The sequence below is a fragment of the Methylobacterium mesophilicum genome, assembly GCF_036441335.1.
GTDB lineage: Bacteria > Pseudomonadota > Alphaproteobacteria > Rhizobiales > Beijerinckiaceae > Methylobacterium > Methylobacterium mesophilicum_B.
The window spans coordinates 57,267-82,560 of sequence record NZ_MLBW01000036.1; the positions used below are offsets into that span (position 1 = coordinate 57,267).

The 25,294-nt window shown below is 72.1% G+C and carries 11 protein-coding genes and 2 pseudogenes; 5 read left to right on the top strand and 8 right to left on the bottom strand.

Annotated elements, in window-relative coordinates:
• Positions 1 to 252 precede the first annotated feature (252 nt).
• The 3 genes and pseudogenes from MMR14E_RS27700 to glgB all read left to right on the top strand — a co-directional run bounded on the left by MMR14E_RS27700 (position 253) and on the right by glgB (position 9,528).
• Positions 253 to 3,777: a maltotransferase domain-containing protein gene (locus tag MMR14E_RS27700; RefSeq protein WP_331318787.1), complete on the top strand. Its 3,525-nt coding sequence runs from the start codon at positions 253 to 255 to the stop codon at positions 3,775 to 3,777.
• A gap of 146 nt (positions 3,778 to 3,923) precedes the next feature.
• Positions 3,924 to 7,249, top strand: a pseudogene (gene treS, locus MMR14E_RS27705) (maltose alpha-D-glucosyltransferase).
• Positions 7,246 to 9,528, top strand: a complete 2,283-nt coding sequence (glgB, locus tag MMR14E_RS27710; RefSeq protein ID WP_331318789.1) for a 1,4-alpha-glucan branching protein GlgB — start codon at positions 7,246 to 7,248, stop codon at positions 9,526 to 9,528. The pseudogene treS and the gene glgB overlap by 4 nt, the downstream one beginning before the upstream one ends.
• A 173-nt stretch (positions 9,529 to 9,701) precedes the next feature.
• Here the strand turns inward: glgB and glgA are convergent, their stop codons facing one another.
• Positions 9,702 to 11,240: a glycogen synthase GlgA gene (gene glgA / locus MMR14E_RS27715; RefSeq protein WP_331318791.1), complete on the bottom strand. Its 1,539-nt coding sequence runs from the start codon at positions 11,238 to 11,240 to the stop codon at positions 9,702 to 9,704.
• Positions 11,241 to 11,603: 363 nt separating this feature from the next.
• Positions 11,604 to 13,190, bottom strand: coding sequence for an alpha-amylase family glycosyl hydrolase (locus tag MMR14E_RS27720; protein ID WP_331318792.1), 1,587 nt, complete (start codon positions 13,188 to 13,190; stop codon positions 11,604 to 11,606).
• 404 nt (positions 13,191 to 13,594) lie between these two features.
• On the opposite strand from MMR14E_RS27720, the gene MMR14E_RS27725 reads away from it, so the two are divergent.
• Positions 13,595 to 16,132 (top strand): glycogen/starch/alpha-glucan phosphorylase, encoded by a 2,538-nt coding sequence (locus tag MMR14E_RS27725; RefSeq protein ID WP_419539450.1) that lies wholly within the window; start codon positions 13,595 to 13,597, stop codon positions 16,130 to 16,132.
• A gap of 43 nt (positions 16,133 to 16,175) precedes the next feature.
• Here the strand turns inward: MMR14E_RS27725 and MMR14E_RS27730 are convergent.
• Positions 16,176 to 16,835: pseudogene (locus tag MMR14E_RS27730) on the bottom strand (methyl-accepting chemotaxis protein); the annotation flags it as partial.
• A gap of 517 nt (positions 16,836 to 17,352) precedes the next feature.
• On the opposite strand from MMR14E_RS27730, the gene MMR14E_RS27735 reads away from it, so the two are divergent.
• Entirely contained in the window at positions 17,353 to 17,904 is a 552-nt protein-coding gene (locus tag MMR14E_RS27735) for a hypothetical protein (RefSeq protein WP_331318798.1), read from the top strand.
• On the opposite strand, the gene MMR14E_RS27740 is transcribed toward MMR14E_RS27735, so the two are convergent.
• From MMR14E_RS27740 to thrC, 5 genes are all read right to left on the bottom strand, one after another.
• A complete protein-coding gene (locus MMR14E_RS27740) occupies positions 17,883 to 18,650 on the bottom strand; it encodes a ferredoxin--NAD(+) reductase (protein ID WP_331318800.1) in 768 nt (255 codons plus the stop codon). The two genes, MMR14E_RS27735 and MMR14E_RS27740, sit on opposite strands and share 22 nt — an antisense overlap.
• The gene (locus MMR14E_RS27745) at positions 18,647 to 19,060 is read right to left on the bottom strand and encodes a globin family protein (protein WP_331318801.1); all 414 of its coding nucleotides are present in this window, start codon (positions 19,058 to 19,060) and stop codon (positions 18,647 to 18,649) included. Before MMR14E_RS27745 ends, MMR14E_RS27740 begins: the two co-directional genes overlap by 4 nt.
• A gap of 67 nt (positions 19,061 to 19,127) precedes the next feature.
• Positions 19,128 to 22,058, bottom strand: a complete 2,931-nt coding sequence (locus MMR14E_RS27750; RefSeq protein WP_331318802.1) for an EAL domain-containing protein — start codon at positions 22,056 to 22,058, stop codon at positions 19,128 to 19,130.
• A 216-nt stretch (positions 22,059 to 22,274) separates the two neighbouring features.
• A complete protein-coding gene (locus tag MMR14E_RS27755; RefSeq protein ID WP_331318804.1) occupies positions 22,275 to 23,570 on the bottom strand; it encodes a pitrilysin family protein in 1,296 nt (431 codons plus the stop codon).
• 100 nt (positions 23,571 to 23,670) lie between these two features.
• Positions 23,671 to 25,083: a threonine synthase gene (thrC, locus tag MMR14E_RS27760; RefSeq protein WP_331318806.1), complete on the bottom strand. Its 1,413-nt coding sequence runs from the start codon at positions 25,081 to 25,083 to the stop codon at positions 23,671 to 23,673.
• Between the last annotated feature and the right edge of the window lie 211 nt (positions 25,084 to 25,294).

Sequence of the window (25,294 nt, forward strand, 5' to 3'; positions counted from 1 at the left end):
CGACGACCCAGGACAGCGCGACCCAGGACAACGCGACCCAGGACAGCGCGACCTGGATCAGCGCGACCTGGATCAGCGCGGCGCTACCGGATTGCTCCGTTCCGCGCGCAAGGACGGCAGTCCGGGCGTGACGTCCGGGGCCGCCTCCGCAACCCTGTCACGCGAGTCTGCTGAGACAGGGCCCACCGGATCGCGCGGCACGCCTGCGCGGTTCGGGCGTTACGACACAGGGAACGGGAGCCGAAGGGCCGCATGAACGCACCGACCAAAGCCGCCGCGACATCCGGAGCCGAGGCCGTCCTGCCGGCCTCGCTCGCGCCCCGGGCCGAGGGGCCGCGGATCTACAACCTGTTTCCGCTCCTGGTCGGGCGCGTCTCGGACTGGACCGCCGAGCTGCCGCGGATCGCCGCCCTCGGCTTCGACTGGGTCTACCTCAACCCGTTCCACCAGACCGGCGGCTCGCGGAGCCTCTACGCGGTCGCCGATCCCGAGCGCCTGGACGAGCGGTTCCGCGACCCCGACGGCACGCCGGACGACGAGCAGATCCGCCGCTTCTGCACCGCCGCCGAGGCGCTGGGCCTGTCGGTCATGACCGACCTCGTCATCAACCACACCGCCGACAACGCCCGGCTCGCCACCGAGCGGCCCGACCTGTTCATGAAGGAGCCGGACGGCTCGATCATGCACCCGGCCGCCGTCGATCCGGACGACCCGTCGATCCGCACCGTCTGGGGCGATCTGGCCGAGCTCGACTACCACACGCCCTCCGCCCGGGACGAGCTGACCCGGATCTGGGGCGCCTACGTGGCGCATCTCCAGGGCCTCGGCGTGAAGGGTTTCCGGTGCGATGCCGCCTACAAGGTGCCGCCGGAGACCTGGCGCGCCCTGATCGGGCAGGCCAAGAGCCAAGACCCCGCCTGCCTGTTCGCCGCCGAGACCCTCGGCTGCACCTTCGAGGAGGCCCGGGCCACGGCCGGCGCCGGCTTCGACTACCTGTTCAACTCCTTCGCGTGGTGGGACCTGAAGAAGCCCTGGGCGCTCGAGCAGTACGAGCGCCTGCGGGTGCTGGCCCCCTCCATCGCCTTCCCCGAGAACCACGACATGAAGCGACTCGCCGCCGAGATCGGCGGCGGCCCGGAGGTGGTGGCGGCGCATCTGCGCACCCGCTACGCGCTCGCGGCCTTCTTCTCGGCCGGCGTGCTCATGCCGATCGGCTACGAGTGGGGCTACCGGCGGGCGCTGCACGTGGTGGAGACCACCCCGGGCGACCGCGAGAACGACACCGGCATCGACGTCTCCGGCTTCGTCCGGGCGATCAACGCCCTGCGGGCGGAGCTGCCGGCCGCCAATGTCGAGGGCGCGCAGATCCGCATCTCCGCCCCCGACAGCGACCTCGTGGCGCTCGCCCGCTTCGACACCGGCCACCCGGCCTCGGCGCGGCACGGGCTGATCGTGCTCTACAACCCGACCGACCGGCCGGTGCCGGTCGAGGCCGGCCCGCTCATCGCCCGCACCGGCGGGATGCTGGGCGCCTTCGTCGACCGGACCCCGGAGGCCGAGCCGATCGCCTTCCATCCCGGCAGCGCCATCGACCTGATGCCGGGCGAGCTGCGCGTCCTCGCGGCGAGCGCCCAGCAGGTCGCCCGCCAGCCGGAGCGCGGCACCCCGGACGGGGAGGGCCGGGTGGTGATCGAGGCGGTGACACCCGAACTCGACGGCGGCCGCTCGGCGGTGAAGCGGATCGTCGGCGAGTCCCTGCGGGTCGAGGCCGACATCTTCTCCGACGGTCACGAGATCATCGACGCCGCGATCCTGTCGCGGGTCGCCGGCACCGAGGTGTGGCGCGAGGACCCGATGGTCTTCGTCGACAACGACCGCTGGGCCGGGCACTTCCCCCTGGAGCGGAACGCCCGCTACGAGTTCACCCTGATCGCGTGGCGCGACGCCTTCTCGTCCTGGGTGCGCGACACCCTGAAGAAGCGCGCCGCCGGCGTCGACGTGCGCCTGGAGACGATCGAGGGCGTGGCGCTCGTCGGGACCGCCGCCTCGCTGGCCCGCACCCGGGGCGGGCGCGACGCCGAGCGCCTCGCCGCCCTGGTGGCCGCGCTCGCCGCCGAGGAGACCGGCTCGGCCGCCCAGCTCGACCGGATCCTGGCCCCCGAGGCGTCGAGCCTCGTGCGGCGCAACGCCGAGCGGGTTGACCTCACCCGCTATCCCNACGCCGAGCGCCTCGCCGCCCTGGTGGCCGCGCTCGCCGCCGAGGAGACCGGCTCGGCCGCCCAGCTCGACCGGATCCTGGCCCCCGAGGCGTCGAGCCTCGTGCGGCGCAACGCCGAGCGGGTGAACCTCACCCGCTATCCCGTGACCCTGCCGGTGATCGCCGACCGCCTCGCGGCCCGGTTCTCCGCCTGGTACGAGATCTTCCCGCGCTCCCAGTCGATGGACGTGAACCGCCACGGCACCTTCGACGACGTGATCCGGCGCCTGCCCGAGATCCGCGAGCTCGGCTTCGACGTCCTCTACTTCACGCCGATCCACCCCGTGGGCCGGACCAACCGCAAGGGGAAGAACAACACCCTGAAGGCCGAGCCCGGCGATGTCGGCTCGGTCTACGCGGTCGGCGCGGCGGAGGGCGGCCACGAGGCCGTGCATCCCGACCTCGGCACGCTCGCGGATTTCGAGCGGCTGGTCGCGGCGAGCCACGCCTACGGGATGGAGATCGCCCTCGACTTCGCGATCCAGTGCTCGCCCGATCATCCCTGGATCAAGAACCACCCGGAATGGTTCGAGTGGCGCCCGGACGGCACGCTCAAATTCGCCGAGAACCCGCCGAAGAAGTACGAGGACATCTCGAACGTCCACTTCTACGGCGGCGCCCTGCCCTCGCTCTGGATCGAACTGCGCGACATCCTGCTCGGCTGGTGCGCGCGGGGCGTGCGCATCTTCCGGGTCGACAACCCGCACACCAAGCCGATCCCGTTCTGGGAATGGGTGATCGGCGCGGTCAACGGCCAGTATCCGGACGCGATCTTCCTCGCCGAGGCCTTCACCCGGCCGAAGATGATGAAGAAGCTCGCCAAGGCCGGCTACCAGCAGAGCTACACCTACTTCACCTGGCGCAACACCAAGCAGGAGCTCACCGACTACGCCCTGGAGCTGGCCGGCGAGATGGGCGAATATTATCGCCCGAACTTCTTCGCCAACACGCCCGACATCAACCCGTACTTCCTCCAGACCAGCGGGCGGGCGGGCTTCGTCATCCGCGGCACGCTCGCCGCGACCCTCTCGTCGGTCTACGGCATCTACAACGGCTTCGAGCTGTGCGAGGCCGCGCCCTACCCGAGCAAGGAGGAGTACCTCGACTCCGAGAAATACGAGCTGAAGGCCTGGGACTACGACCGGCCGGGCAACATCCGCGAGCACATCGTCAAGCTCAACAAGATCCGGCGCGAGAACCCCGCCCTCTGGGACTTCCGCAACGTCACCTTCACGGGCGCCTGGAACGACAACATCATCGCCTACGCGAAGACGACGCCGGAGCGGGACAACTGCGTCTTCACCATGGTCAACCTCGACCCGAAGAACCGCCAGGAATGCACCTACGAGGTGCCGCTCTGGCTGCTGGGCCTGCCCGACGACGGCGCCGTCGAGGTCGAGGACCTGCTCCAGGGCTACCGGTTCGAGCTGCGGGGCAAGTCCCACCGCATCGCCCTCGACCCGGCCGAGCGATCCTGCGTCATCTGGCGCCTGCGGGCGCCGCGGCGGGTTGCGGGCTGAGGCCGCCCGTGGCACTCGACCATGACGCCTGACCCCGGCGACGGGCCCGCCCGTCGCCGACCATTGCCCCGCGCGGCCGACCGCCCGCGCCCCGGCCGGTCCCGACCGCCGGTCCCAGTCCTTTCGACCGATGAGGCAGCGACGCGATGATCGATCGCAGCGACCCGCAATGGTACCGTGACGCCATCATCTACCAGATCCACGTCAAGTCGTTCTTCGACGCGAACAACGACGGGATCGGGGATTTCGAGGGCCTGACCCAGCGCCTCGACTACGTGCGCGATCTCGGCGTGACGGCGATCTGGCTGATGCCGTTCTATCCCTCGCCGCTGCGCGACGACGGCTACGACATCGCCGATTACCGGGACATCAACCCGTCCTACGGGACCATGGAGGATTTCAAGGCCTTCGTGGAGGCGGCGCACGACCGGGGCCTGCGGGTCATCACCGAGCTCGTCATCAACCACACCAGCGACCAGCACCCCTGGTTCCAGGCCGCCCGCGAGGCCCCTCCCGGCTCGCCCGAGCGCGACTTCTACGTCTGGTCGGACACCGACGAGCCGTACAAGGACACGCGGATCATCTTCCTCGACACCGAGGCGTCGAACTGGACCTGGGACCCGGTCGCCAAGCAGTATTTCTGGCACCGGTTCTACAGCCACCAGCCGGATCTCAACTTCGACAACCCGAAGGTGCTGGAAGCGGTCATCGACGTGATGCGCTACTGGCTCGACATGGGCGTCGACGGCCTGCGGCTCGACGCGATCCCCTACCTGATCGAGCGCGACGGCACGAACTGCGAGAACCTCGCCGAGACCCACGACGTCATCAAGGCGATCCGCGCCGCTCTGGACGCGAGCTACCCCGACCGGATGCTGCTCGCCGAGGCCAACCAGTGGCCCGAGGAGACCGCGCAGTATTTCGGCGACGGCGACGAGTGCCACATGGCGTTCCATTTCCCGCTGATGCCGCGAATGTACATGGCGATCGCCCGGGAGGATCGGCACCCGATCACCGACATCATGCGCCAGACCCCGGAGATCCCCGAGGGCTGCCAGTGGGCCATCTTCCTGCGCAACCACGACGAGCTGACGCTCGAGATGGTCACGGCCGAGGAGCGTGACTACCTCTGGTCGTTCTACGCCGCCGAGCGGCGGGCCCGGATCAACCTCGGCATCCGCCGCCGCCTCGCGCCGCTCCTCGAGAACGACCGGCGCAAGATCGAATTGATGAAGTCCCTCGTCCTGTCGATGCCCGGCACGCCGGTGCTCTACTACGGCGACGAGGTCGGCATGGGCGACAACATCTACCTCGGCGACCGCGACGGCGTGCGCACGCCGATGCAGTGGAGCCCCGACCGCAACGGCGGCTTCTCCCGGGCGAACCCGCAGAAGCTGTTCCTGCCGGCGATCCAGGACCCGATCTACGGCTTCGACGCCATCAACGTCGAGGCGCAGACCCAGGCCCAGACGAGCCTCCTGAACTGGACGCGGCGCATGATCGCGATCCGCAACAACAGCGTCGCGCTGGGGCGCGGCACGATCCAGTTCCTGTACCCGTCGAACCGGAAGGTGCTCGCCTGGATCCGCGAGCACGAGGACGAGCGGATCCTGTGCGTGGCGAACCTGTCGCGCGCGCCGCAGGCGGTGCAGCTCGACCTGTCGGAACTGCGCACCGCGGTGCCGATCGAGCTCACCGGCGGCACCGAGTTCCCGCCGATCGGCGACCTGCCCTACCTGCTGACCCTGCCGTCCTACGGCTTCTACTGGTTCTCCCTGAGTGCCGCCCGGTCGGGGGTGATCGGCCCGCAGCAGGAGCCGCCGGAGCTGTTCACCCTGGTGCTCACCGGCGGGATCGAGACCCTGATGAGCGGGCGCGAGCGCGTCGCCTTCGAGCGCACCGTGGTGCCGCCGTTCCTGACGAGCCGGCGCTGGTTCGGCGCCAAGGGCTCGCGGATCAAGGCCACGAAGGTCGTCGACTGCGCCGCCCTGAAGGACGTCGACGGCAGCGCGCGCTTCCTGCTGCCGCGGCTGCAGGTGCAGCTCGCCAGCGGCGAGACCCAGGAATACTTCGTGCCCGTGGGCGTCGAGGAGGGCCGCGAGGACGAGACCCTCATGCCCTTCGCGGTGGCGCGGGTGCGCCGGGGGCCGCGCACCGGCCTGCTCTACGGCGCGGCCGGCTCCAACGACTTCGCCGCCTGCCTGATCGACGACATGCGGCAGGCCCGCGAGATCCCCACGGAGACCGGGCGGCTCGTCTTCGCCGTCACCTCGGCCTTCGACCCGGACGTCACGGTCGACGTGGCCGACATCCGCCGGCTCTCGGGCGAGCAGAGCAACACCTCGATCGCCATCGGCTCGAAGATGATGCTCAAGCTGCTGCGCCGCCTGCAGCCGGGCCTGCACCCCGAGATCGAGGTCGGCCGCTTCCTCACCGAGCAGGCGGGGTTCTCGAACACCCCCGCCCTGCTCGGCACCCTGGAGCACGTCGCCGAGGACGGCACCCGCACGGCCCTGGCGGTCCTGCAGAAGTTCGTCATGAACCAGGGCGACGCCTGGACCCTGATGCTGGAGGGCCTGCGCCGGGACTTCGAGACCGTGGTGCTCACCCCCGAGAGCGAGGCCGCGACCCCCGAGGAGGCGTTCCAGGCCCACCGGCCCTGGGCCGACCTGCTCGGCCGGCGCACCGCCGAGCTGCACGCGGCGCTCGCCATCGAGACCGACGACCCGGCCTTCGCGGCCGAGCCGTTCACCGGGGACGACCTCGCCGTGCTGGCGCGCGACGCCCGCCACCAGGCCGAGCGCGCCTTCCGGGCGCTCAAGGGCCTCGCCGACCGGGCCCTCGACGCCGGCAAGTCCGGGCGCTCAAGGGCCTCGCCGACCGGGCCCTCGACGCCGGCAAGCCGGCCTGCGCGGAGCTCGCCCAGCGCCGGGGCGCGGTCGAGGCGCTGATCGCGTCGCTCACCGCGGCACCGGTCCGGGGCGCCCACAAGACCCGCATCCACGGCGACTACCACCTGGGCCAGGTGCTCGTCGCCGAGAACGACCTGATCATCGTCGACTTCGAGGGCGAGCCCTCGCGGCCGGCCGACGAGCGCCGGGCCAAGTCGATGCCCCTGCGGGACGTCGCCGGGCTGATGCGCTCCTTCGCGTACGGCGCCGAGACGGTGATCCGGGAGATCACCGCGCGGTTCGCCGATTCCGAGGAGCGGGCGCGGGACGCGGCGACCGCGTGGCGCGGCATGATCGAGGCGGCGTTCCTCGCCGGCTACGAGACGGCGGTCGAGGGCTCCCGGGCGGCGGTGACCGATCCGGAGAGCCGGACCCGTCTGCTGCGCCTCTGCCTGCTGACCAAGGCGCTCTACGAGGTCGACTACGAGGCCAACAACCGGCCGGACTGGATCGAAATCCCCGCCCGTGGGGTTCTCACCATTCTGGACACGGACGGACACGAGCCCGGAGCATCTGAATGACGGCGATCGACGAGACCTTCGCACGACGGGCCGACCCGGGCGCGGGGACGGCGCGGACCGCGGATGTCCCGGGCTCCGGCGCCGCGCAGCCGCCGAGCGTCCACCCGGACGCGATCGCCGCGCTGATGGCCGCCAACCACGGCGACCCCTTCGCGGTGCTCGGGCCCCACCGGGTCGGGCCGAAGGCCTGGGAGGTGCGCGCCGTGCTGCCCGAGGCGCGGGCCGCCACCCTGGTGATGGACGGCCGCACCGCGCCCTTCGAGAAGCGCCATCCGGACGGGTTCTGGGTCGCTAAGGTCGAGGGCGAGCACCGGCCGCTCTACGAGATCGAGGTCGAGTCCTGGGACGGGACGAAGCGGCGCCGCTACGACCCCTACGGCTTCGGCTCCTCGATCGAGCAGTACGACGTGGCGGCGCTCCGCGAGGTCGGCACCAACCTCGTCTACCGGATGCTCGGCGCGCAGTCGGGGCAGCTCGACGGCATCGACGGCTTCCGCTTCGCCGTCTGGGCGCCCAACGCCCGCAAGGTCAGCGTCGTCGGCGACTTCAACGACTGGGACGGGCGGCGCCACCCGATGCGCCTCTGGCAGGACGGCGGCATCTGGGAGCTGTTCGTGCCGGGCCTCAAGGCCGGCGTGCGCTACAAGTTCGAGATCCGCGGCCCCGACGGGTCCCTGGTGCCGCTCAAGGCCGACCCGGTCGCCTTCGCGGCCCAGCACCCGCCGGAGACCGCCTCGGTCACCCACGGGACGGGCGACTTCGACTGGCGCGATTCCGGCTGGATGAGCACCCGCGGCGCCAAGGACCCGCGCTACGCGGCGATCTCGATCTACGAGGTCCACCTCGGCTCCTGGGCGCGGGTGCCCGAGGAGGGCAACCGCTACCTCACCTACAAGGAACTCGGCGACCGGCTGATCCCCTACGTCAAGGATCTGGGCTTCACCCATATCGAGATGCTGCCGATCACCGAGTTCCCGTTCGACGGGTCCTGGGGCTACCAGCCGGTCTCGCTCTTCGCGCCGACGAGCCGCTTCGGCACCCCTGAGGATTTCGCGGCCTTCGTGGACGCGGCCCACGAGGCCGGCATCGGCGTGCTGCTCGACTGGGTGCCGGGCCACTTCCCCCTCGACGCCCACGGGCTCGGCCTGTTCGACGGCACGCACCTCTACGAGCACGCCGACCCGCGCCAGGGCTTCCACCAGGACTGGGGCACCTACATCTACAATTTCGGGCGCACCGAGGTCGCGACGTTCCTCGCCGCCAACGCCCGGTTCTGGCTGGAGCACTACCACCTCGACGGCCTGCGCGTGGACGCCGTCGCGTCGATGCTCTACCTCGACTACTCGCGCCGCCAGGGCGAGTGGATCCCGAACCGCTACGGCGGCAACGAGAACCTCGACGCCATCGACTTCCTGCGCAAGACCAACGAGGCGACCTACAGCCACGCCCCGGGGACGATCACGGTGGCGGAGGAATCGACCTCCTGGCCGGGCGTCTCGCACCCGACCTACACGGGCGGCCTCGGCTTCGGCTTCAAGTGGAACATGGGCTGGATGCACGACACCCTGCATTTCATGCAGGAGGATCCGATCCACCGCCGCTACCACCACCACAATCTGACCTTCGGTCTACTCTACGCCTTCTCGGAGAATTTCATCCTGCCGCTCTCCCACGACGAGGTCGTGCACGGGAAGGGCTCGCTGCTCGGCAAGATGCCGGGCGACCGCTGGCAGAAATTCGCGAATCTCCGGGCCTATTACGGCTTCATGTGGGGGCATCCCGGCAAGAAGCTGCTGTTCATGGGCGGCGAGTTCGGCCAGGAGCGGGAGTGGAACCACGACAACAGCCTGGACTGGCACCTCCTGGACGATCCCCTGCACAAGGGCGTCCAGAGCGTGATCCGCGACCTGAACCGGCTCTACGTCTCGACCCCGGCCCTCTACGGCCGCGACGTCGAGCATACCGGCTTCCAGTGGCTGGTGGCGGACGACCAGGACAACAGCGTCATCGCCTGGGCCCGCAAGGGTGCCAAGCCCGGCGAGGTGGCGATCGTGGTGTCGAACTTCACGCCGGTGCCGCGCGAGGGCTACCGGATCGGCGTGCCGCAGGCGGGCTACTATCGCGAGGCGTTCAACTCGGATGCCGGGGTCTACGGTGGCTCCAACCTGGGCAACCAGGGCGGCCGCCACACCGACGACCAGGCGAGCCACGGCCAGGGTCAGAGCCTGTCGCTGACCCTGCCGCCGCTCGCCACGATGATCTTCCTGCTGGAGGGGTGAGCCCCTCGTCCCGCCCGCGGGGTGCGCCCCCGCGGGCCACGCGCGGCGAAGCCGGAGCGAGGGTGCGGGCGCGGCGGCACGGCAGCGTGCGGCTCGGGTCCCCTCTCCCGCGCGGGAGACAGGGCGCGTCGCGCTCCGCCATCCCGGCCCGATGTGTGCAGCCTACGTCGACCCTACGCCGCCCGCCAGCGTAGTCCCACGCTGTTGCCGATGGCGCGGCCGTACAGGCCCGCGTAGTTGTCGGCGGCCTGGTCCCAGCCGAAGCGGGCCGCCATGGCCCGCCGCCGCATGGCGTTGAGGCGCTTCTTCTGGCCGAAGGCCTCCAGCGCCCGCCGCACCGCCGCCCCGAAGGAGGCGGCCGAGGCCTCCCCGAAGGTGAAGCCCGTCACGCCGTCCTCGACCGTGTCGGCGAGGCCCCCGGTCCGGCGCACGATCGGCAGGGAGCCGAAGCGCTGCGCGTACATCTGGGCGAGGCCGCAGGGCTCGAAGCGCGAGGGCATCAGCAGGAAGTCGCTGCCCGCGAACATCCGCCGGGCCTGCGCCTCCTCGAAGCCGACATGCACGCCGACCGCGTCGGGATGGCGCTTGGCCAACCCCTGCAGCGCCTGCTCGAACCGGCCCTCGCCCTGGCCGATCACCACGAGCTGGCCGCCCCCGGCCACGATGGTCTCGGCCGCCTGAAGGCTCAGGTCGATGCCCTTCTGGTGCACGAGGCGCGACACGATGGCGAAGAGCGGCCCGCGGGAGACCGCGAGGCCGAATTGCTGGCGCACCGCCTCCGTGTTGGCGCGCTTGCCCTTCCAGTCGTCGATCTCGAATCGCGTGGCGAGGTGCGGGTCGGTGGTCGGGTCCCAGGTCTCGTCGATGCCGTTCAGGATGCCGGCGAGCCGGCCCTGTCCGGCGCGGGTGCGCAGGAGCCCGTCGAGGCCGCAGCCCAGCTCGGGCGTCTGGATCTCCCGGGCGTAGGTCTCGCTCACCGTGGTGACCTGCGAGGCGTAGAAGATGCCGGCCTTGAGGAAGGAGAGCTGCCCGTAGAACTCCGCGCCGTCGACCTGGAAGGCCGCGTCCGGCACGCCGAGCCGGGGCAGGGCATCGTGGGGGAAAAGGCCCTGGTAGGCGAGGTTGTGGATCGTCAGAACGCTCGGGACCCGCCGGCCGCGCCACGCGAGATAGGCCGGGGCCAGGGCCGCCTGCCAGTCGTTGAGGTGCAGGAGGTCGGCCGCCCAGTCGGGATCGGCGCCGGCGGCGAGGTCCGCCGCCGCGAGGCTGAGGCGGGCGAAGCGCAGGTCGTTGTCGCCGAAATCGCCGTGCTGGTCGCCGTAGGGCGTGCCGTCGCGCTCGTAGAGGTCGGGGCTGAGCAGGACGTAGATCCGCAGGCCGTCGGCCGCCTCGACCAGGCCGAGGTCGCAGGCCGGGATGCCGGCGAACCCCTCGAGGCGGGCGACGACCGGGATCTCCGGGAAGGCGGCGCGGACCTGCCGGTAGCCCGGGATCAGGACGCGGATGTCGTAGTGCGGGATCAGGGCCCGGGGCAGGGCGGCCGAGACCTCGCCGAGACCGCCGGTCTTCACGAAATCCGCCATCTCGGGCGTCGCGTAGAGGATGCGGCGGCGCAGCGAGGCCGGCCGGGCCGGAACCGGCACGGGACCGGCGCCGTTCTCTTCGCCGGACGACCACTCGGCGAAGGAACCACCACGGCGCGCATCGAGCATCAGCATTGATCCTGGCCGGGCGGAATGCCCCGGTCTGGCAGTCGACCGGGCAGGCACGGCTGTCACGATCTCAACCACGGCCAATGCTCCTTCGCCGCGACGGTTCCGTTGCGACGCACAAAATAGGCCACCGTGGTGATTAAGCGTCACTTACCTATGTGGCATCGCAGCGAGAAATCGCGCCGCGACGGCGGATTTCGGCCGCTGGATACAGCGCTCCGGCCGGGGGCGACCGCGCCGGGCCCCGCCGGGCGTGCCCGGCCGCGCGTACCCGGCACGTGTTCGAGCCGACGGGCGGCGCCTCAGTCCGGGCACCCGATTCGGTCCCCGGACTGACGCGCCGGGGCCGGGCGCGGGCTCCCCTCACCCCGCGCGGCGCAGGATCACCCCCTCGGCGGGCTCGAGCGCCAGGGTGAGCCCGGCCGGCTCGCCCGCGCGCCCGGGACGGGTCGAGAGCAGCACGGTCCAGGCCCCCTCGGGCAGCGGCAAGTCCTGCGACGCCGCGCCGAAATTCAGCAGCACCCGCAGGACGGCCCCGTCGGCGAAGCGCTCGTAGGCGAACACCTCGGCGTTGCCCAGCGGCACCTCCCGGTAGCCGCCCACGGCGAGCGCCGCGTGGTCGCGGCGCAGGGCGAGCAGCCGCCGGTGGAGGGTCAGCATCGAGCCCGGATCCGAGCGCTGGCTCTCGACGTTGCAGGCGGCCCAATCCGCCGCCAGCGGCAGCCAGGGCTCGGCCGTGGAGAAGCCCGCCTGCGGACTGTCGTCCCACTGCATCGGCGTGCGCTCCGGGTCGCGGCCGTGCCCGGGCTCGTTGTGCTCCCAGGGATCCCGGGCGCGGTCGGGCGGGATCGGCACGTGGCCGAGCCCGATCTCGTCGCCGTAGTAGAGGGTCGGCGTGCCGCGCAGGGTCAGCAGCAGCATCGCGGCGATGCGGGCCTGGGCCGGCCCGACCCGGGCGGCGATGCGCGGCTGGTCGTGGTTGCCCAGCACCCAGTTCGGCCAGCCGCCCTCGGGCAGGGCCGCCTCGTACTGGGCCACGAGGTCCGCCACCGCGTCGGCCCGCCACGGCGTCTGGATCAGCTGGAAATTGAACGGCAGGTCGGCCCCGGTCAGGTCCGGCCCGTAATAGGCGACCAGACGCTCCACCGGCAGGTAGATCTCGCCGATCAGTACCCGCTCGCCGTACTGGCGCAGCACCGCCCGCATGCCGGCGATCACGTCGAAGATCTCGGGCCGGTCGGCGGAGTAGACCTGGGTGAAGCGGTTGATCTCGGGCGCGCCCGGAGCGTAGTCGGGATTGGCCGGGTTGTCGCGGAATCCCGCATCCTTCATCAGGTGCCAGATCACGTCGACCCGGAACCCGTCGACCCCGCGCTCCAGCCAGAAGCGGAGCACGTCGTGCATGGCCGCCCGCACCGCGGGGTTGCGCCAGTTCAGGTCCGGCTGCTCCGCCAGGAAGGCGTGGTAGTAGTACTGGCCGGTGGTCTCATCGAGCGTCCAGGCCGGGCCGCCGAAATTCGACAGCCAGTTGTTGGGCGGGCCGCCGCCGGGCGCCGGGTCGCGCCAGATGTACCAGTCCCGCTTGGGGCTCGCGCGCGACGACCGGCTCTCGGCGAACCAGGGATGCGCGATCGAGGAGTGGTTCGGCACGAAGTCGAGGATCACCTTCAGCCGGCGCCGGTGGGCCTCGGCCACGAGGGCGTCGAAATCGGCCAGCGTGCCGAACAGCGGGTCGATCCCGCAGTAATCGGCCACGTCGTAGCCGAAATCCGCCATGGGCGAGGGGTAGACCGGCGAGATCCACACGGCGTCGACCCCCAGCCATGCGAGGTAGTCCAGCCGCGCCGTGATGCCCGGCAGGTCGCCGACCCCGTCGCCGTTCGTGTCCTGAAAGGACCGCGGGTAGACCTGATAGACGGTCCCGCGCTTCCACCAGACGGTGTCGGTCATGCTGCGCCCCTCGCATCGGCGGCCCACGCTTAACCGCTGACCCGCGCGCTGGCGACCGGCGATGGATGCGCTCGGAGCGCGCGCCGCGCGCCGAATGCCTCGGTGCAGCGTCGCCGAGGGAATGGCTGAGGCCCGCAAAACCCGTGCGCATGCCCCTCACGCAGGGCGACGGCGCGCGGCTGTGCCTGGAATGTCACGCCGCCGTGCCATATCTCCTCCGCCGTGCCCGTGCGCTCCGCCGGAGCGGCGCTGCCACGACTTCGCCGGAAGCCGACCGCATCGTCGGGCGCTTCGGGGCACGGATCGCCCGTCCGTTCATGCGGCGGCAATCCATCAAAAGAGATAATCCGCCCACGATACCCCCGGCGCTAGAATCCGGGGCGACGACTTTGGGGGACCCGCACGTGTTGAACGATGTTCTGACCCGGCCTGTGCCACAAGATGTCTCGCGCGACGAGCGCGCAACCGAGGCGCCCGCCCCGGCCGCCTGGACCGCCCCGGTGCTGTCCGGCAGCGGCGACGCGGTGGTGGACCTGCGCGAGGCGATCCGCGCCAAGCTCACCTTCGCGCTCGGCCGCACGCCCGAGACCGCCCGCCCGCGCGACTGGTTCGCCGCGACGGCGCTGGCCCTGCGCGAGCGGATCGTGGCCGCCGCGCTGACCGCCGAGCGCGGCGTCCCGAACAAGCGCGTCTACTACCTGTCGCTGGAATTCCTGATCGGCCGGCTGATGTCGGACGCGCTGAACAATCTCGGCCTCACCGAGACGACCCGCAGCGCGCTCCGGGAGCTCGGGATCGACCTCGACGCCGTGCAGGAGGCCGAGCCCGACGCGGCTCTGGGCAACGGCGGCCTCGGGCGCCTCGCCGCCTGCTTCATGGAGAGCATGGCCAGCATCGGCATTCCGGCCATGGGCTACGGCATCCGCTACGACCACGGCCTGTTCCGCCAGTCCTTCGAGGACGGCTGGCAGCGCGAGGCGCCGGAGACGTGGCTCGCCGAGGGCAACCCCTGGGAATTCGCCCGGCCCGAGGCGACCTACGCGATCGGGTTCGGCGGCACCGTCACCCTGTCCTCGCCGGAGGAGGGGGTGATCCGGCGCCACTGGCAGCCGGCCGAGACCGTGCGGGCGGTGGCCCACGACGTGCCGGTGGTCGGCTGGCGCGGCCGCCACGTCAACGGCCTGCGCCTCTGGAAGGCCGAGGCCGGCGAGCCCGTGGATCTCGCCCGCTTCAACGGCGGCGACCATGTCGGCGCGGTCGCGGCGCGGATGCGCGCCGAGGCGATCTCGCGGGTGCTCTACCCGAGCGATTCCTCGGCCGAGGGCCAGGAGCTGCGCCTGCGCCAGGAATACTTCTTCACCGCGGCCTCGATCCAGGATCTCGTGGCCCGCCACGTGGCCGAGCGCGGCGACGTCCGGTCCCTGGCCGACCACGCGGCGATCCAGCTCAACGACACGCACCCGGCGATCGCCGTGCCGGAGCTGATGCGCGTCCTGCTCGACGTCTACGGCCTCTCCTGGGAGGACGCGTGGCACGTCACCACGCACACGCTGCACTACACGAACCACACCCTCCTGCCCGAGGCGCTGGAGACCTGGCCGGTGGAGCTGATGGAGCGGCTGCTGCCGCGCCACATGCAGATCATCTACCTGATCAACTGGATGCACCTGGAGGAGCAGGCCAAGCACGGCCGCCAGGGATCGGCGGATGCCGCGGCCTACCTCGCGTCGATCTCGCTGATCGACGAGTCGCACGGGCGGCGGGTGCGGATGGGGCACCTCGCCTTCCACGGCGCCCGCCGGGTCAACGGCGTCTCGGCCCTGCACACCGACCTGATGCGCTCGACGGTCTTCTCCGACCTGCACGCGCTGGATCCGGACAAGATCGTCAACAAGACCAACGGCATCACCTTCCGCCGCTGGTTCCACAACGCCAATCCCGGCCTCACCCGGCTCGCCGTGGAGACGGTCGGCGCCGGCGTGCTCGACAATCCCGAGCTGCTCCGGGGCCTGGAGGCCCACGCGGAGGACCCGGCCTTCGTGGCGCGCTACGCGGCCGTGCGCCGGGAGCGCAAGGAGGCCCTGGCGGCGCTCATCGCCGAGCGCACCGGCGTCGACGTCGATCCGGCCGCGCTGTTCGACATCCAGGTCAAGCGCATCCACGAGTACAAGCGCCAGCTCCTCAACGTGGTCGAGACCGTGGCGCTCTACCAGGCGATCAAGGCCGAGCCGCACCGGGACTGGACGCCCCGGGTCAAGATCTTCGCCGGCAAGGCGGCGCCGAGCTACGTCCAGGCCAAGCTGATCATCAAGCTCGCCTGCGACGTCGCCAAGGCGGTGAACGACGACCCCGAGGTCGCGGACCGGCTGAAGGTGGTGTTCCTGCCCAACTACTCGGTGAGCCTCGCCGAATCGATCATCCCGGCCGCCGACCTGTCCGAGCAGATCTCCACCGCCGGCATGGAGGCCTCGGGCACCGGCAACATGAAGTTCGCCCTCAACGGCGCGCTCACGGTGGGCACCCTCGACGGCGCCAACATCGAGATCCGCGACCATGTCGGGGCGGACAACATCTTCATCTTCGGCCTGGAGGCCGACGGGGTGCGCGCCCGGCAGGCCGAGCCGGACTACGCGGCCCGGGCGATCCAGGCGTCGCCGCGGCTGGCGGCGGCGCTCGACATGATCGCGTCGGGCCGGTTCTCGCCGGAGGAGCCGGGCCGGTTCCGGCCGCTCACCGACGACCTGCGCCGGCGCGACCAGTACCTGCTCACCGCCGATTTCGACGATTACTGGCGGGTGCAGCGCGCCATCGACGCCGCGTGGCGCGATCCCCGCGGCTGGTGGGCGAAGGCGATCCGCAACACCGCCCGCATGGCGTGGTTCTCCTCCGACCGGGCGATGCGCGAGTACGCCGAGGAGATCTGGCGGGTCCGCCTGGGCTGAGCGCCACCGGCCCGCTCCCGCGCGGGAGCGGGCCGCGCCGCCCTCAGGCTGCGCGCACCGTGGCCAGGAACCGCCCCACCTCCGCCGCGAGCCCCTCGGACTGACGGGACAGGGCGGTGGCGGCCGTGAGCACGTGGTCGGCCGCGACCCCCGTCCGCCCGGAGGCCTCGGCCACCCCGGCGATGGTGCCGGTCACCTCCGCGGCGCCCCGCGTCGCCTGGGCGATGGTGCGCACGATCTCCTGGGTCGCGGCGCTCTGCTCCTCGACGGCCGCGGCGATCGCGATCGCCACCCCGTTGATCTCGCGGATCCGGTCGATGATCGCGCCGATGGCGCCGACCGCGGATCCGGTCACGCCCTGGATCCGGCCGATCTGCGCGGCGATCCCGTCGGTCGCCCGCGCGGTCTTCTCGGCCAGGGCCTTCACCTCGCCCGCCACGACCGCGAAGCCGCGGCCGGCCTCGCCGGCCCGCGCCGCCTCGATGGTGGCGTTGAGGGCGAGCAGGTTGGTCTGCTCGGCGATGGACGCGATCAGCCGCACCACGTCGCCGATCTCGGAGGCCGCCTGCCGCAGCTCGGCCACGAGGCCGGCGGTCTGGTCGGCCTCGCCGACCGCCTGCTGGGCGAGTTCGGACGAGCCGCCCGCCTGACGGCCGATCGCCCGGATGGCGCCGCCGAGCCGCTCGGTCGCGGCCGCCACGGGCCAGGCCCGCTCTCCGCCGGCAGACGACGTGCGACACGCGCCCGATCCGCGGGCCCGGATCCGGCGCGCCCTTGCGCAGGGCGATGTCCGGGCGCTCCGCCGACTGCGCGATCGTCAGCGCGCGCGCCGCCGGGAGGGTCACGCTGCGGAACATCGCGCGCGTGTAGTAGGAGAACGCGTCGTAGGCGACGAGGGCCCGCGCCCGCCCGGTCGCCGGGTCCCCGACCGTCAGCGTGCCCGCCTGCGGCCCGTAGGTCACGAGGAGTCCGATCACGTCGCGGGGGCGCCCCAGGGGGACGGCGACGCGCGTACCCTCCGGGATCTCCAGGAAGTCCAGCGGGATGCCGTTGCGGCGGAGGGTGAACCCGCAGGTCAGGCCGGGGAGGGCGCGCAGCGGCAGGGCCTCGAACCGGCCCGGCAGGGTCCGGAACCGGTCGATATAGGCCCGGCCCGGCGGCGGCGCGCGGAGGAAGCTGTAGACCAGGGTGCCGTAGAGGTCGGCGCCCGCCGGCGTGACGTGGGTCGCGTCCTTCAGCAGGTAGGTGATGTCGCCCGCGCCCGCGGCCGCCACCGGGGCGGCGATGTCGAGATAGGGGATCCCGTAGAGGGCGCGGTACTCCGCCAGCAGGCCGGCGACGGGCTCGGCGGCGTAGTCGACGCCGCCCTGGTGGAGGTTGAGGAAGGCGACGGGCAGGTCCCGCCGGGCGGTCGCCGCGAGGATGTCGTCGAGATAGGCCCGCATCGTCGCGCCGTCGAAGTAGCGGACGTTGCCGGTGAACAGCTCGAGGAGGACGCTGTCGCAGGGGATCGCGTCCAGGATCTCGTCGATCAGGGCGGCGATGGAGGGCAGCGAATGGCCGCCCCAGCCGCTGCGGAGGAAGGTGACCGGACGCCCCTCGGCCTCGGCCAGGGCGTTGGCCCGCTCGACGTAGCCCGGCAGCTCCGTGACGCTGTAGCCGAGGCAGAGGACGCGGACCATCGGGGCTCGGATCGGGGTCGGGACCGGCCCGGTAGCAGCCGGGCGCCGCCGCGTCGAGGCGACGGCAGTCAGTCGATCACGATCGGGTAGCAGCGGGCGCCCACCGAGGCGGCGAGCACCTGCACGGCGCCGACCGTCGAGACGTCGCCCGCCACGTGGACCACGTCGGTGGCGCGCAGGCTCGGCAGGTGGGCGCTGAGCGGGCCGGAGCGCACGTCCGGCGGCCGCTGGCGGCCGCGATCGGCACAGAGCACGATCCGGCCGACGCCGGTGCGGCGCAGCCAGTCCAGGCTCTCGCGCATGTAGAGGTCCAGGGCGTCGCGGGCGCCGACGGCCAGGGCCACCTCGCGGGCGGGCTCGACGTAGCGGGCCGCCCGGGCGATCGCCCAGATCGCGCCGAAGCCGGCGCCGGCCGCCACCAGCACGAGCCGGCCGCCCCCGGGGCGGTACTGCCCCCGGCCGACGGGGCCCTTGAGGCGCACGGGCTGGTCGAGGCGGAGCCCGTCGAGGGGATCGCCCTCGGGGTCGCGGGCGACGTGGAACACCGCGTCGTTGATCTCGGTCGTGCCGTCGACCCGCAGGGTCGGGGACAGCGTCCGCGTCGGCAGCCCCGCGAAGGTCACCAGCGCCTGGTGGCCGGGCTCGCCGGTCGGGCGCCGGGTCAGGGTCGCGACGATCTCGAGGATGCCGGGGCTGAGCCGGCGGATCTCCGTGACCGTGCCCTTGCGGACGGCGACGGGCGGCGGCGGCGCCTCCTCCTGGCCCTGGATCGGGGCGCCGGGGACTCCGCGGTGGCGCTCGGCCCGTCCGCGCCCGCCGCTCGACGCGCCGCTCACGCGGCGTCCGCGGCGGCCGCCTTCATCACGCGGGCGACCAGCGCGTAGGTCTCGGTCCAGGCCTCGCGGACCTCCGGGGTGAAGTCCACGCCGAGGCCCTGCTCCAGGGTCCACAGCAGGGCCGCCCCCACCGGCGCGTAGTGGGCGTCCCGCGTGCCGTAGGCCACGTGCTGGCGTCCGAGATCCTGGAGCGCGGGCACCACGGTCTCCGGATGGTTCAGGTTGGCGACCGCCAGCCCGAGCATGGCCATCAGCTTCTGCTTCTGCTCGGTCATGTCCGCGGGGAAGAGGGGGCGCACCTCCGGGGCGATCGCGAACAGGCGGCCGTAGAACAGGTCGGCCGCCGTTCCGGCAATCGGCCGCACCTTCGCGAAGCTGTCCTGCACGAGCCTGATCTGGTCCGGAGTCATCGCGTCACCTGCCGCCGCGCGGATCGTTGGCCGGCAATATACCGAGCGGGCCCGTCCGGATCGAATCTCAGGCCGCTTCCGGGGCGGCACCGACGATCTGGCGGGCCTGCAGCATGGTCATCGGCTCGCCGAAGGCCGGGCCGAGGGCGTACTCGCAGCCGAGACCGGCGAGCGCCTGGGCGTCGGCCTCGGACTCGCAGCCCTCCGCCACGATGGCGAGGTTCAGCTCGCTCGCCATGCGCACGATGGAGCGCAGGATCGCGGTCTGGCCGGTGCCGATCTGGCGCACGAAGGTCGCGTCGACCTTGATCGTGTCGAACGGGAAGCGCTGGAGATAGGAGAGGGCCGAGTAGCCGGTGCCGAAATCCGAGAGGCACAGGCCGGCGCCGAGGTCGTGGATCCGCGCCAGCATCTGGGCGGCGTATTCCGGGTTCTCCATCACGAGGCTCTCGCTGAATTCCAGCTTGAGCGAGCCGGGCAGGGCGCCGGAGCGGGCCAGCACGGTCTTCACGTCGTGCAGGAGGTCGTGGCGCAGGAGCTGGCGCGAGGACAGGTTGCAGGCCGCGAAGATCGGCGGCTCGACCTCCAGGGAGCGCTGCCACGCCGCGAGCTCCAGGGCGGTGCGCTCCAGGGCGAAGATGCCGAGATTGACCACGAAGCCGCTCTCCTCGGCGAGCGGCAGGAAGGTCGAGGCGGGGATGCGCCCGAGCTTCGGATGGTCCCAGCGCAGCACGGTCTCGAACCCCGCCACGGTGCGGTCCTCGAGCCGCACCACCGGCAGGAACAGGACCCGCAACTCGTTGCGCTCGATCGCCTTGCGCAGGTCGCTCTCCAGCATCAGCCGGTCGGAGCGGTCGGTGCGCATGTGGGCGCGGAACACCTCGATCCGATCGCCGCCGTTGCGCTTGGCCTGGATCATGGCGATCTCGGCGCTCTTGAACACCTCGTCGCGCTTCAGGTTGGCGCCGGCCTCGTAGAGCGCGAGGCCGATCGAGACGGTCAGGAAGATCTCGCGGTCGGCGTAGGTGATCGGCGTGGCGATCGCCCGGCGGATCATCTCGGCGAAGGCCAGGATCCGGTCGGGGTCGCGCTCGGAGAGGAGGATCACCGCGAACTCGTCGCCGGCCACCCGGGCCAGGGTGTCCTGCGGGCGCAGCAGGCGGCCGAGCCGGCGCGAGAGGGTCAGCAGGATCGAATCGCCCGCCGACAGGCCGATCGCGTCGTTGATGCCCTTGAACCGGTCGACGTCCAGCACGATCACGGTGGGCTTGAGGCGCTGGTCCTGGCCGGCGAAGGCCAGAGCCGCGTCGAGGCGGTCGCCGAACAATTCGCGGTTCGGCAGGCCGGTGAGGCTGTCGTGCACGGCGTCGTGGAGCAGGCGCTCCTCGGCGGTCTTGATCTCGGTGACGTCCGCGATGGTGCCGACCACCCGGATCACCTCGCCGTCGGCGCCGATCACCGGCCGCGCCTTCAGGCGGTACCAGAAGAACGTGCCGGCCTCCGAGCGCAGGCGGAAGTCGTGGACGATGCGGCCGCGCCGCTCCTCGATCACCGTGTCGAGGGCCGCCGAGTAGCGCTCCACGTCGAACGGGTGGAGCGCGCCCAGCCAGTTGGTCGCCGGCCCCTCCAGGGTGCCGCGGGCGAGGCCGAGCTGGCCCTCGATCTCCGGGCCGACGAAGACCCGGTCGGCGGGCACGTCCCAGTCGAACACCACGTCGCCGGCGCCGGTCAGCGCCAGCGCGCGCCGCTCCGTGTCGGACACGAGGGCGTGGCTGAGGCCGCCCCCCGCGAAGGCGTGCTGGAGCACCGTGAAGCCGATCAGCATCACGATCAGCACGAGGCCGCCGATCAGGGCGGGCTGGACGAGGTCGCTGCCGATCTGGCCGGTGACCGCGAAGCCCGCCGCCGTGACCCAGACCACCAGCAGCAGCCAGGTCGGCACCAGCAGGATGGCGCGGTCGTAGCCGTTATGGGCGGCGAGGTAGACGATCAGCAGCAGGCCGATCCCGGCCACCGCGGCGATCGAGATCCGCGCCACGCCCGCCGCCACCGGCGGGTCGAACACCGCGAGCCCGACGAGGCCCGCCAGGAAGGCGAGCCAGAAGAACGCCACGTGGCTGTAGCGCACGTGCCAGCGGGCGAGGTTGAGATAGGCGAACAGGAAGACCAGCAGCGTCGCCCCGAGCACCGCCTCCGCGGAGGCCCGGTAGACCCGCTCGGCGAGCTCGGTGACCGGGAACACCCGCTGCAGGAACCCGAAATCGATGCAGGCATAGGCGAGCACCGACCACGCGAGCGCGGCGGCGGCCGGGAAGATGATCGCGCCCTTGACCACGAACACGATGGTCAGGAACAGGGCCAGCAGGCCGCTGATCCCGATGATGATGCCCTTGTAGAGGGTCAGTCCGGCGGTCTTGCGCCGGTAGGCGTCCTGGTCCCAGAGGCGGAGCTGAGGGACGTTGGAGCCGCGCAGCTCGGCCACGTAGGTGACGGTGGCGCCGGGATCCAGCGTGATGGTGAACTGGTCGGCCTCCGGGTTCTCGTCCCGCTCGGGCCGGATGCCCTGGCTCGCCGTGATGGCGGCGATGCGCGAGCCGCCGAGATCGGGCCAGATCACCCCGGAATCGACCAGCCGGAAATGCGGGGCGACCAGGATGCGGTCGATCTGCTCGTCGGTGTCGTTGGTGAGCGCGAACACGATCCAGTCGGGCCGGGCGCCGGCGTCGCGCGCCTTCACGACGATGCGCCGGACGATGCCGTCCTTGCCGGGCGCCGTGGAGATCTGGATCAGGTCGCCGTCGGAGCGGTAGCGCTCGATCGCGGTGGTCAGGTCGATCACCGGCGCGTCGAGGGTGACGCGGACCGCCTCCACGGCCTGGGCGGGCGCGCTCGCGGCGAGCGTGAGCGCGAGGGCACCGACGAGGCCGCCGACCAGGGTCAGGAGGTGGGCGAGGATGCGCAAGGGTGTCTTGACTTCCGGCCGTGCGAGCTGCGGCATCGGCCGCCCGGGCGGCCTCGATCGATAGGCGCGGGCCTGACCCGGGGCAAGGTCGCCCCGGGGCCGGTCCACCGCCCGCGGATCGCGCCCCTTTGCGGCCAAATCAAGTTGGCCGGGGCGGGGGCGGCCGTTCTGCCGCCCTCTCCGTCATCGCGGGCGCTGTCCTGGGTCGCTCCCCTCGCAGAGACGGTGGCGCGGCGAGCGGCCGAAGCTGCCCTACGCTCCCCGGAGCGCGCCCGCGATCCTGTCGAGGGCGGGCAGCTTGCGGATCGGGCCGATCGCCGCCAGCGTGGGCGTGCCCCGCAGCATCGCGGCCGCCGCGGCGCGGACGTCCTCGACCGTGACGGCGTCGACCTTGTCGATCACCTCCCCGGCGGGAATCACCCGGCCCCAGGCCAGGATCTGGCGGGCGTTGCGCTCGATGCGCCCGCCGGGCGTCTCCAGGGCCGAGAGCAGCGAGACCTTCAGCTGCGCCTTGGCGCGGGCGATCTCGGTGGCGTCGAGGTCGCGGGCCGCACGGGCGGTAGCCGCCAGGGTCACGTCGACGAGCTCGGGCAGGTCCGCGCCGGCGGTGCCGGCGCCGATGCCGAACAGGCCGCAATCCGAGAACGGCCAGTGGAAGGCCTGGATCTCGTAGGCGAGGCCGCGGGTCTCGCGCACCTCCTGCCAGAGCCGCGAGGTCAGGCCGCCGCCCAGCACCTGCGCGAACATGTGGAGCGCGTAGTAGCCCTCGTCCCGGAAGGAGAGGCCCGGCAGGCCGATCACCACGTTGGCCTGCTCGAGCTTGCGCGGCATCCGCCGCTCGCCGCCGCCGTAGACGCCCGGGACCGCCGCGGGGGCGGGCTTGGCGGGGAGGGCGCCGAAATGGCGCTCGGCCGCCGCCACGATCGCCTCGTGGGTCACCGCCCCGGCGCCGGCCACCACGATGCGGTCCGGCGTGTATTCCCGGTCGAGATAGGCGCGGATCCCCGCCTCGTCGAAGCTCCGGATCGTCTCGGGGCGCCCGAGGATCGGCCGGCCGACCGGCTGGTCCGGGAAGGCGGCCTCCGTGAAGGCGTCGTAGACCACGTCGTCCGGGGTGTCCTCGACGGCGGCGTATTCCTGCAGGATGACGCCCTTCTCCCGGGCGAGCTCGCCGGCGTCGAAGACCGAATCGGTGAGGATGTCGCCGATCACGTCGAGGGCGAGGCCGGCATCCTCGCCGAGCACCCGGGCGGTGTAGCTCGTCCCCTCGGTCGAGGTGGCGGCGTTGATCTCGCCGCCGACATTCTCGATCTCTTCCGCGATCTTCTGCGCCGAGCGGGTGCGCGTGCCCTTGAACGCCATGTGCTCGATGAGGTGGGACAGGCCGGCCTCGTCGGCGCGCTCGTTGCGCGAGCCGGCCCCGACCCAGACGCCGAGGCTCGCGGTGGCGACCCCCGGCATCGGCTCGGTCACCACCGTGACGCCGTTGTCGAGCCGCGTGGTGCGCAGCGACGGCGAGGCGGCGTGGGTGGAGAAATGCTGGTTCATCGACGGCTCGTCGCGGAGGGGACCGGATGCGGCGCGGGTCTCCTCTCCCGTGCGGGAGAGGGACGGGGTGCGGGGGCGCGTCGCGCGACGCGCGCCGGGCTCACGCACCCCTCGTGATGCGGGCGCGCTCGCGGATGAGCGTCTCCAGGGCGGCCTGGTCGTTCTCCACCCGGGTCAGGCGCTCGGGCCGGTCCATCAGGTCGGCGAGGTGCGGGGGCAGGGGCGGGCGCAGCCCGCCGGTGGCCCGGGCGACCGCGTCCGGGAACTTCGCCGGATGCGCGGTGCCGAGGGCGACGACCGGGGTCGCGGGATCCTGCTCCAGGAGCCGGCGCCCGGCGCGGACGCCGATGGCGCTGTGGGGATCGAGCACCACGCCGGTGGCGGCCTGGGTCAGGGCGATCTCCGCCATGACGTCGGGCTCCGGCACCGCCACGGCGTCGAACTCCGCGCGGACCGTCGCCAGCACCTCGGGGCTCAGCGTGAACCCGCCGGACTGCTTCAGCCCGGCCATCAGCCGCGACAGGGAGGAGGCGTCGCGCCCCAGAGCCTCGAACAGCAGACGCTCGAAGTTCGACGAGATCTGGATGTCCATGGAGGGCGAGGTGGTCGGGACCACGCCGCGCAGCTCGTAGGCGCCGTGCTCCAGGGTCCGCACCAGGATGTCGTTGGCGTTGGTGCCGATCATCAGCCGCCCGACCGGCAGGCCCATCTGCTTGGCGACCCAGCCGGCCAGCACGTCGCCGAAATTGCCGGTCGGCACCGCGAACGAGACCGGGCGGTGGGGCGCGCCGAGCGCGACCGCGCTGGTGAAGTAGTAGACCGCCTGCGCGGCGACCCGGGCCCAGTTGATCGAGTTGACGCCCGACAGCCGCACCGCGTCGGCGAAATCGGCGTGCTGGAACAGGGCTTTGACGAGGTTCTGGCAATCGTCGAACGTGCCGTCGACGGCGAGCGCGTGGACGTTCTGCGCCGGCACCGAGGTCATCTGCCGCCGCTGCACCTCCGAGACGCGCCCGTGCGGGTAGAGGATGAACACGTCGACCCGGTCGAGGCCGCCGAAGGCCTCCACGGCGGCCGAGCCGGTATCGCCCGAGGTCGCGCCCACGATGGTGGCGCGGGCGCCGCGCTGGGTCAGGACATGGTCCATCAGCCGCCCGAGCAGCTGCATCGCCACGTCCTTGAAGGCGAGCGTCGGCCCGTGGAAGAGCTCCAGCAGGAACAGGTTGTCGTCGAGCTGGGTCAGCGGGCAGACGGCCGGGTGGCGGAACGTCGCGTAGGCGGCGTCGATCATCCGGTCGAGGTCCGGCCCGGCGATGTCGCCGTCGATCAGCGGGCGCAGCACCCGCTTGGCGGCCTCCGCGTAGGGCCGGCCCGCCAGGGCGGCGATCTCCGGATGGCCGATCTGCGGCCAGGTCTGCGGCACGTAGAGCCCGCCGTCGCGGGCGAGGCCCGCCAGGAGCGCGTCCGAGAACGAGAGCGGCGCGGCCGCGCCGCGAGTCGAGACGTGGAGCACAGGGTCCTCCGAGGGAAGGCGCCCCCTCTACACGATGCGGGCGGACCTGTCGAAAGCCGGGCGCGCGCCGCCGAAGTCGCTGCCGGTCCGCGCCGGGCCGGCGGTTTAACCGGGGCTGAACGGGCCGGTTCAGGGCCGGTTGGCCGGCCGCGTCCTACAGCCGGACCGCCCCGCGGCCCCCGGACCGGCGGGGCGGATCCCGTCTCGGAGA

Coding starts and splice junctions, on each gene's coding strand:
- glgB (WP_331318789.1), top strand. CDS start 7,246: ATGACGGCGATCGACGAGACCTTCGCACGACGGGCCGACCCGGGCGCG.
- glgA (WP_331318791.1), bottom strand. CDS start 11,240: ATGCTCGATGCGCGCCGTGGTGGTTCCTTCGCCGAGTGGTCGTCCGGC.
- MMR14E_RS27720 (WP_331318792.1), bottom strand. CDS start 13,190: ATGACCGACACCGTCTGGTGGAAGCGCGGGACCGTCTATCAGGTCTAC.
- MMR14E_RS27745 (WP_331318801.1), bottom strand. CDS start 19,060: ATGACTCCGGACCAGATCAGGCTCGTGCAGGACAGCTTCGCGAAGGTG.
- MMR14E_RS27750 (WP_331318802.1), bottom strand. CDS start 22,058: ATGCCGCAGCTCGCACGGCCGGAAGTCAAGACACCCTTGCGCATCCTC.
- MMR14E_RS27755 (WP_331318804.1), bottom strand. CDS start 23,570: ATGAACCAGCATTTCTCCACCCACGCCGCCTCGCCGTCGCTGCGCACC.